General features: G+C 57.2%; 7 protein-coding genes and 2 pseudogenes. 2 read left to right on the forward strand and 7 right to left on the reverse strand.

Features of this window, described 5'->3' with window-relative positions; all coding sequences use genetic code 11:
* The first annotated feature begins 1 nt into the window (after position 1).
* Both APH30_RS25330 and APH30_RS25335 read left to right on the forward strand, forming a co-directional pair.
* Entirely contained in the window at positions 2-313 is a 312-nt protein-coding gene (locus tag APH30_RS25330) for a DUF2790 domain-containing protein (RefSeq protein ID WP_054914087.1), read from the forward strand.
* A gap of 159 nt (positions 314-472) precedes the next feature.
* A pseudogene (locus APH30_RS25335) lies at positions 473-1,233 on the forward strand (OprD family outer membrane porin); the annotation flags it as partial.
* 36 nt (positions 1,234-1,269) lie between these two features.
* Here the strand turns inward: APH30_RS25335 and APH30_RS25340 are convergent.
* From APH30_RS25340 to APH30_RS25375, 7 genes and pseudogenes are all read right to left on the reverse strand, one after another.
* The gene (locus APH30_RS25340) at positions 1,270-1,539 is read right to left on the reverse strand and encodes a hypothetical protein (RefSeq protein ID WP_033979952.1); all 270 of its coding nucleotides are present in this window, start codon (positions 1,537-1,539) and stop codon (positions 1,270-1,272) included.
* A 135-nt stretch (positions 1,540-1,674) separates the two neighbouring features.
* Positions 1,675-2,253 (reverse strand): hypothetical protein, encoded by a 579-nt coding sequence (locus APH30_RS29350; RefSeq protein WP_153575891.1) that lies wholly within the window; start codon positions 2,251-2,253, stop codon positions 1,675-1,677.
* Positions 2,254-2,277: 24 nt separating this feature from the next.
* On the reverse strand, positions 2,278-3,240 hold the full coding sequence (locus tag APH30_RS25355) for an SdiA-regulated domain-containing protein (protein WP_011645027.1): 963 nt from the start codon (positions 3,238-3,240) through the stop codon (positions 2,278-2,280).
* A 44-nt stretch (positions 3,241-3,284) separates the two neighbouring features.
* Positions 3,285-3,565, reverse strand: a pseudogene (locus tag APH30_RS25360) (TraR/DksA family transcriptional regulator).
* Entirely contained in the window at positions 3,565-4,416 is an 852-nt protein-coding gene (locus APH30_RS25365; RefSeq protein ID WP_011645025.1) for a universal stress protein, read from the reverse strand. The pseudogene APH30_RS25360 and the gene APH30_RS25365 overlap by 1 nt, the downstream one beginning before the upstream one ends.
* Positions 4,417-4,430: 14 nt before the next feature.
* Positions 4,431-5,918 (reverse strand): SulP family inorganic anion transporter, encoded by a 1,488-nt coding sequence (locus APH30_RS25370; protein WP_011645024.1) that lies wholly within the window; start codon positions 5,916-5,918, stop codon positions 4,431-4,433.
* 540 nt (positions 5,919-6,458) lie between these two features.
* Entirely contained in the window at positions 6,459-7,223 is a 765-nt protein-coding gene (locus APH30_RS25375) for an IS6-like element IS6100 family transposase (protein WP_001389365.1), read from the reverse strand.
* Positions 7,224-7,537: the final 314 nt, after the last annotated feature.

Below are 7,537 nucleotides of genomic sequence, written 5' to 3' on the forward strand. Positions count from 1 at the left end.
GCTGATAGTGAGTGCGACTCTGCTGTCATCCACCGTATGGGCCGATGGCAGTTCCGATCGCCTGTACGGTAAGATGATCCAGGCCAACGAGCAATCCATGCGCGAATACGCTAGCGCCCAAGGCAAGAACCCGCCAGAAGTCACTCACTACCGCTATGGCATGAAGCTCGACATCGCCAAGGTCATTCACGTCACGTCGACCAATGGCAACTGCGATGTGATGCCTGCGCAAATGACCTACGAGGATTCGAGCGGAAACCTGCATATTCTGGAGTACCGCGTATCAGGAACGGACTGCAGGAGCCAGCACTGAGCATTGTTGACGTGTTGCTGACGGAAAAGTAATTTTCACGTCACCCTGACGTTATTTTGCATGTGGAAGTATGTAAGAAGCGCACCCGGCTATGCCCGGCGCGCTTCGGCATATACACAACCGCACAATGAAAAATCTGCCAAAACATCAAGAGCGTTTATGAACAACAAGGCCCTGTTGGGACTTTCTCAGATCGTCTTGAGCATCAGCGCTGCGCAGGCTGCAATGGCCGCCGAGGAAAAAGGCGAGGGATTCATCGAAGGCAGCAGCCTGAGCATCCTCAATCGAAATTTCTACTTCAACCGTGATTTTCGCAAAGGCCAGTCCAGCAGTACAGGAAATGGCTACTCGGAAGAATGGGCCCACGGAGTCATAGGCCGATTCGAGTCGGGCTCGGCCAGGCCGAGGACAATTACTCCAAGCTCGGCGGCGCCGTAAAGACCCGTTTCCTGGACACTGAAATCAAAGTAGGCGATGTCTTCCCTGTCACGCCTGTCGTGCAGTACGGCGATTCGCGACTGCTTCCGGAAAGCTTCCGCGGCGTCACCGCATACAACACCAGTGTCGAGGGCTTGGTGCTACAGGGCGGACGCCTGCACGCGATGAGCCAACCCAGCTCCAGCAGCATGCGGGATGATTTTGCAACCTTCTACGCAGGCGAAGTCGGCTCTCCGTGGATAGTCGGCGGTGATTACACACCCAACGACAACCTTGGCTTCAGCCTTTACACCAGTTGTCTCAAGGATGCCTGAAACCAATACTATACCGGCACTACCTGGAGCTACCCGCTTGCAGATGATGTCGCCTTGGTCGGTGGTTTGAATTACTACAAGGCCGTCGATGAGGGGAAGCAGCTCCTCGGCAGTTTTGAGAACGATATCTGGAGCGGCAAGGTCGGCCTCCGTGTCGGGGCGCACACCGGCGAGGGACGGAGACGGCCGACGTGAACCAGATCGCTATTGTGCCTTGCTATCGCCCTTCGGGGACTCCATTCCAATGTGTTGGTTCATGTTCTCCATCATTGTATTGCAGTTTTTCATCATCTTGGACATTTCCTGCATGTCCATCATCGGCATATGGTTGCCGTCCATCATGTGCATGTCCTCACCCTTATTTGTCTCGGCACTGCTTTGGGCGGGGGCTTTGGCCTGTTCGGCAAATCCCGTGGCAACAGTTCCAAGGGCTATGAAGGTAGCAAGGACGGTGTAGGTAATGGCGTTACGCATGGCGACTCTCCTCATCTACGACCTTGGTTTCCAGCCAGGCTGTGTATTGAAGAGTTGATTGCTCCACTGTCCTCCTGTTTGGCTCCTTTGGTTTGGAGGATGGTTTCAGGCGCCTGAGGTAGGCGCCTTTTTCGGTCAACAAGTCTTCGGCTTCATCGCTCTGGACTCTGCGAGCTGGCTTGACAGCACCGCGTTGTCTTGCACGAGAAGCTGCTTTTCTGTGGCCAACTGGCTCAATTGGCTTTCAGTTTGGCTTAAGCGTTCCGCCAGCAGGCTTCGCTCCCGTTCATTGACGGCCAGGTAAGTCCGCGTCTCAGCCAAACGCTGCTCACCTTGGCCATGGCGCTGCTCCAGTGCCTGATGCGACTGTTGCAAGTCGGTGAATTGAAGTAAGACGTGTTCATGCGCAATCTGACTCTGCGCGAGCGTCGCTTGCGTCGTGAGCAGGGTGCTCTCTAGACGATCATGGTCCTGCACCAGGCGTTGTTCCTGCGCCTGCAGTTCGCCCAGGCGGGTTTGCTGCGCGAGCAGACGCTGCCGGAGCGCTGCCAATTCGTGTTCCAGGCGCTGCTGGCGTTGCTCAGTGGCCTGGCGCTCGTCGCTGCGTTGTTGCGCGACCGATGCCTGGTAGTGCTCAAACTGCTCCCGCGCTTGTTGGGGAGCCCGCAGAATTCGGAAAAAATCGTACGCTAACAGCTCAAGTGTCCCGACCACGCCCGACAGTAGCTTGTTGGCTGGTCAATCTGGTTCACGGGTAAAGCGATAGAACAGGTTTGGCTCACTGACCACGTACAAATACCCTTCATCATCGATGGTTACGCCTTCGGCCTGGGGTATGCCTTTCAGCAAACCAGCAAAACCCCTCGCCAAGGAACGGAAACTCACCACCTTGCCCTCATCGGTCATTTCAATCAGCAGTTTCGACTCGTCGCTGAGCAGTATGAGATGGCCACTCTGTTGGTCGAAGACGACCGAAGACAAGTCAGTGGCAAATACCTTGTCCTTTACCAAGTTGGACAGGTCGCGCACGTGCAGGGAAAAACCTCCTGCCAGGCTGGCACGAAGGCCGCCCACTTCCAGCAATTGGCGAGGGTCACGCTCCTTGGTCACAAACAAGCGATCACCTTTCAGGTCGTAGGCGAGCCCTTCAAGGCCTTTGTTGTCCTCCTTGCCAAGCGCCAGGGTCAGAGCTGGATACTGGTCCCGGCTCAATGAACGATCGGGAGAAAGCTTACCGTCTTCGGCGATGGGGACATCCACAATAACCAGGCTCTGCCGGCGCTCCTCGGCGATTACCAGCTGGCCGTTGCCGGCATAGGAGACCGCCTCCACATCGTGGAAGCCATCCAGGTTGTAACGCCTTTCCACATCACCGTCACGACTAAGGGCCAATAGTTCGTTTGGGCCGTTGGTGACTGCCCACAGCAGGTTTAGGTCAGGGTCAAAGGTCAGACCCGAAAGATTGTTGTCCACACCGGGGACCGCCTTAGCATCCAGTTCAACCCGATAGCCAGGCAGCCACACAGAGCGCTCCTGCCAATCGTCGGTGTGCCAGCTGGTCTTTATCCAGAAGTACAAACGATCATCAAGGTGATGGGTGCGGACTTGGAATACGGTGAGCAACACAAGGCACAGCAGTGCCCACATCCAAGCGCTTGCTTTCCGTGTTCGGCTCAGCCAGTTTTTAGCCATCAAATACATTAGGAGCCTCGTTATTTGGGCTGACGCCACGAGTCGTGACGATTTCAATCCGACTCGGTGCGACTCGCACAGGTGATGCACAATGGCGTGGCCGGATCGAACTCCAGACGGCCCGAGGCGATCAACTCGCCGCATTGGTTACACCAGCCATCATTGCTTGCTGCTGGAGTGCATCAATTCTCGACAGACGCCCTACCTTGCTTTGATCCAGCTCTACCGATTGCGAGCGAGACTCAGCGTCTTCCAGCAATTGATCCAGCTCGGCAGCCCGCTGTTCCAGCAGGGTCTTGAAATGGGCAAGATCCAGGGCGTCGTCCATGGACATTAACGCAGCAGTAACAACGGACTGGTGGTGGTGCGGAGCATGCTGGTCGTGGTGCTACCGACCAGGAACTGCCGGATACGTGAATGGCCATAGGCCCCCATCACCAGCAGATCAATGCCATGCTCTTTCTGATAGGCGTGGAGGGTAGGCTCTATCTCGCCGTTCAGGGCCTCGGCGCGAACAGTGAATCCGGCGTTGAGCAGCACTTTCTGCGCCCAGTCCAGCTGCGCCGACGATTCGTCGCTCACGGGCCCAACCATGACCAGGTGGATCGGCAGCCCCTTCAGCAGGGGGCTGGCCGCCAGCATCTCCACACCCTTGCGGGTAGTAGCGCCGCCATCGAAGGCGAGCATCGCGCTCTCAGGCTTTTGGAAGTTGGCCGGGGTGACCAGAATCGGTCGGTGCATGATACGGATCACGCTCTCCAGCTGGCTTCCGACATGCTGACTCAGACCACCGCTAGATTCGCCCTGGCGACCGATGACCAGCAGGCGCGTTTCGGTTTGCAGCTCTTGCAGGCTTTCCAGCAGATCGCCATGACGTTGCTTGGACTCCGGCGCGGCCACGCCATCCTTAATGGCCCGCTCTTTTGCGGCCGCAAGCATGATCCGCCCTTGTTCAAGGGCCAACTTGCCACGCTGTTCATCCAGGGAAGCAAGCTCATCGAGCAGATGCTCGCGGCTGCCAAGGCCGATATTGCCACTCAGATCGGCCGTAACCGGGTACTGGCGCTGATCCAGCACATGCAGGAAGGTCAGCGGGGCTTCCAGGCTCAGACTGGCCCAGGCCGCGTAGTCGCACACGGCTGGAGCCGAGGCGGAAGCGTCTATACAGGCAATTACTTGGGTCATTGTTGTTCTCCTTCTTAGTGGCCCATGAGTTGATCAATGGCGTCGGGTTTATCGTGAACACCGAAGCGATCCACGATAGTGGCGCTCGCTTCGTTGAGGCCCAGCACTTCAACTTCGGTGCCTTCGCGGCGGAATTTGATGACCACTTTGTCCAAAGCGGCAACGGCGGTGATATCCCAGAAGTGAGCACGGTTCAGGTCGATGGTTACCTTGTTTAGGGCTTCTTTGAAGTCGAAGGCCGCGACGAACTTGTCTGCCGAGCTGAAGAACACCTGGCCGGTGACGTTATAGCTACGATGCTCGCCGGCTTCGTCCAGCAAAGAGCTGATCGCCATGTAATGGCCAACCTTGTTGGCGAAGAACATCGCGGCCAGCAGTACGCCGGCCAACACGCCGAAGGCAAGGTTGTGGGTGGCGACCACGACCACCACGGTGACGACCATGACAATGTTGGTCGACAACGGGTGCTTCTTCAGGTTGCGCAGCGAATCCCAACTGAAGGTGCCGATGGACACCATGATCATCACTGCCACCAGCGCAGCCATCGGGATCTGCTTCAGCCAGTCGCCGAGGAATACCACCATCAGTAGCAGGAATACGCCTGCGGCCAGGGAGGACAGACGAGAACGACCGCCGGATTTAACGTTGATGATCGACTGACCAATCATCGCGCAACCTGCCATACCGCCGATTAGGCCCGAAGCAATGTTGGCCACGCCTTGACCCTTGCACTCGCGGTTCTTGTCACTGGAGGTGTCGGTCAGGTCGTCGACAATGGTCGCGGTCATCATCGATTCCAACAGACCGACCACAGCCAGTGCTGCCGAATAAGGGAAGATGATGGCCAGCGTCTCGAATGTCAGCGGCACGTCAGGCCAGAGGAAGATCGGTAGCGTATCCGGCAGTTCACCCATATCACCGACCGTGCGGATATCCAGCCCAACCGACATGGCGACGGCGGTCAGCACGATGATGCACACCAGCGGCGATGGGATGAGCTTGCCGATCTTGGGGACATAGGGGAACAGATAGATGATGCCGAGGCCTGCGGCTGTCATGGCGTAGACGTGCCAGGTGACATTGGTCAGCTCGGGCAGCTGAGCCATGAAAATCAGGATCGCCAGTGCATTGACGAAACCGGTCACCACCGAGCGCGAGACGAAGCGCATCAGCGATCCGAGCTTCAGGTAGCCAGCAGCGATTTGTAGCACGCCACATAGCAGCGTGGCGGCCAGCAGATATTCAAGACCATGGTTCTTGACCAGGGTCACCATCAGCAGTGCCATTGCACCGGTTGCGGCCGAGATCATTCCGGGGCGACCACCGACAAAGGCGATAACCACGGCGATACAGAAAGAGGCGTACAGGCCGACCTTGGGGTCGACGCCGGCAATGATCGAGAAGGCGATGGCTTCAGGGATTAGGGCCAGTGCGACCACAATACCGGCGAGGATGTCGCCACGGATGTTGGATAACCAGGTTTGTTTTAACGAGTGGAGCATCAGAATTCCCAAGGCAATGGATCGCGCAGAACAGCATGGCGCAGGCCATGTGCAGCTGGTCGATACGAGGTCAAATTGTCGGATGTAGAGGAGCTGTGGCGGGTGTTAAAACCTAAAGCACAGCAGAACGCGACCGCTGGCAGAGCAAGCAGTCACAGATGATGCGGGGGGCGAAGCGCTATGGCGGCGTAGGCAGCCAGATCATGTTTTGCAGGGTAAGCATGAGGTCTTATCGAGTGTCTTTAGTAACTCAATGGCCGCAACAGTCTACAGGAAGAGGGCAATTTCTGCGAGTCACCCCCGGACTAGGGCGTCCTGTTTGGATGTCAGCCTGTGTCATTTTCAGAAGACGACTGCACCAGTTGATTGGGCGTAATGGCTGTTGTGCAGCCAGCTCCTGACAGTTCAATATCAGAAGTGATCTGCACCAATCTCGACTATGCTCAATACTCGTGTGCACCAAAGCGAGGTGAGCATGGCGACGGAGGCTCTGTTGCAAAGATTGGCGGCAGTCAGAGGTAGGCTGTCGCTCTGCGCCGATCAGGCGGCTGCTGCGAAATGGTGGTTGAGCATGCCCATGGCCTCCGTCAGCGCCGAGGGCCCAATGCCAAAAGCTCTCTCCACAAGGCGCACCTCGCCCCTGATGCCGGGCTGCAGGCACCAGGGGCGAGCCTGTCCTTTGCGCAGGGCTCGCATGACTTCGAATCCCTTGATCGTGGCATAGGCCGTGGGGATCGATTTGAAACCGCGCACCGGCTTGATCAGTATCTTGAGCTTTCCGTGATCGGCCTCGATCACGTTATTGAGATACTTCACCTGCCGGTGGGCCGTCTCCCGGTCCAGCTTTCCTTCGCGCTTCAATTCGGTGATCGCTGCACCATAGCTCGGCGCTTTGTCGGTATTGAGCGTGGCAGGCTTTTCCCAGTGCTTCAGGCCTCGCAGGGCCTTGCCCAGGAACCGCTTCGCTGCCTTGGCGCTGCGGGTCGGCGACAGGTAGAAATCGATCGTGTCGCCCCGCTTGTCGACTGCCCGGTACAGGTAGGTCCACTTGCCCCGCACCTTGACGTAGGTTTCATCCAGGCGCCAGCTCGGATCAAAGCCACGCCGCCAGAACCAGCGCAGCCGCTTCTCCATCTCCGGGGCGTAGCACTGGACCCAGCGATAGATCGTCGTATGGTCGACCGAAATGCCGCGTTCCGCCAGCATTTCCTCAAGGTCGCGATAGCTGATCGGATAGCGACAATACCAGCGCACCGCCCACAGGATCACATCACCCTGGAAATGGCGCCACTTGAAATCCGTCATCGTTCCGTCCGTCCAATCTCCGCCAAGCATGCTCAAGCTTCACGATTTTTGCAACAGAGCCCACACGAGTATTGAGCATAGTCGAGATTGGTGCAGATCACTTCTGATATTGAACTGTCAGGAGCTGGCTGCACAACAGCCATTACGCCCAATCAACTGGTGCAGTCGTCTTCTGAAAATGACATTTGGTATCTCTCATAAACGGATGTTTTTGAGAGAACTATCTTCGGCCTTCACACGCACGAAAGGCGGCGAAGCTCCGCCGTTAATCCGTCCGCCGGAGATCTCGCCCAGGCAGGCTGAAGGCCGAGCAA

The organism is Pseudomonas sp. NBRC 111127 (genome assembly GCF_001320345.1).
Lineage (GTDB): Bacteria > Pseudomonadota > Gammaproteobacteria > Pseudomonadales > Pseudomonadaceae > Aquipseudomonas > Aquipseudomonas juntendi.

Coding starts and splice junctions, on each gene's coding strand:
- APH30_RS25365 (WP_011645025.1), bottom strand. CDS start 4,416: ATGACCCAAGTAATTGCCTGTATAGACGCTTCCGCCTCGGCTCCAGCC.
- APH30_RS25375 (WP_001389365.1), bottom strand. CDS start 7,223: ATGACGGATTTCAAGTGGCGCCATTTCCAGGGTGATGTGATCCTGTGG.
- APH30_RS25340 (WP_033979952.1), bottom strand. CDS start 1,539: ATGCGTAACGCCATTACCTACACCGTCCTTGCTACCTTCATAGCCCTT.
- APH30_RS25370 (WP_011645024.1), bottom strand. CDS start 5,918: ATGCTCCACTCGTTAAAACAAACCTGGTTATCCAACATCCGTGGCGAC.
- APH30_RS25355 (WP_011645027.1), bottom strand. CDS start 3,240: ATGTATTTGATGGCTAAAAACTGGCTGAGCCGAACACGGAAAGCAAGC.